An 825-nucleotide genomic window follows, 5' to 3' on the forward strand; every position below is an offset into this window, starting at 1 on the left:
CTCGGCGCGCCGGTCGCCCTCGTCCGCCGCGGGCCGGCCGACGGCGTCCGCCGCCGCGAGCAGGCCGAGCGTCGCGAGGGGGACGGCGACGGCGTCCAGCCGTCCGAGCGCGACGGGACCCAGCGCGAGGAGCAGGGCGAGCCACCACAGGGACGCCGTCGTCGCGCCGCGGCGCAGGAGCGCCGCCACGACCACGGCGTCGAGCAGGGTGACCATGGCCGACCAGGCGAGGGCGTACCCCGGGGTCGAGACGACCGTGACCAGGCCGGGGAGGACCACCGGGCCGAGCGCACCGGCCGGGTACACCCACGGGGCGTCGAGGACCGGCCGCGGCTCGTCGAACCCCAGGAACGCCCCGGCCCACCAGCGGTAGAGGTCGACGTCCCAGAACGCCTCGGCCGGGACGACGGCCACGCCGAGCACGACCAGGCCCGCGTGGACGGCCAGGAACGCGAGCCACACGAGGAGGTGGCTGCGCCGGGACCTCACGCGGGCTCAGGCCCCGCCGCGCGCCACGGCCAGCGTGAACAGCAGCCCGACGAGCACCGCGCCGACGATGCCGATGCCGATGTAGCCGACGACGAGACCGCCCTTGGCGAGTGCCTCGCCGCCGCCTCCCGAGGACCGCACCCGCCGCAGGGCGACGTGCCCGGCCACCACGCCGACGACGCTCCCGAGACCGGGTAGGGCGGTCAGGCCCAGCACGGCGGCGACGAGCGAGACGACCGCCAGCGGCTCGGTCGGCGGCAGGCCCGCGGGCGCGCCGGTCGTCGCGGCGGAGGCGCGGTCGGGGATGGCGGGGGTCGCGGCGGGCGGGCCGGGCGG

1 protein-coding gene and 1 pseudogene are annotated in these 825 nt (G+C 79.0%); both read right to left on the minus strand.

What is annotated here, in order from left to right; translation table 11 throughout:
* Positions 1-489: pseudogene (locus N866_RS15620) on the minus strand (hypothetical protein); the annotation flags it as partial.
* A 6-nt stretch (positions 490-495) separates the two neighbouring features.
* Positions 496-825: DUF4190 domain-containing protein (locus N866_RS15625; RefSeq protein WP_081802714.1), on the minus strand; the 330-nt coding region annotated here is incomplete at its 5' end.

Origin of the sequence: Actinotalea ferrariae CF5-4, assembly GCF_000603945.1 — a bacterium.
Lineage (GTDB): Bacteria > Actinomycetota > Actinomycetes > Actinomycetales > Cellulomonadaceae > Actinotalea > Actinotalea ferrariae.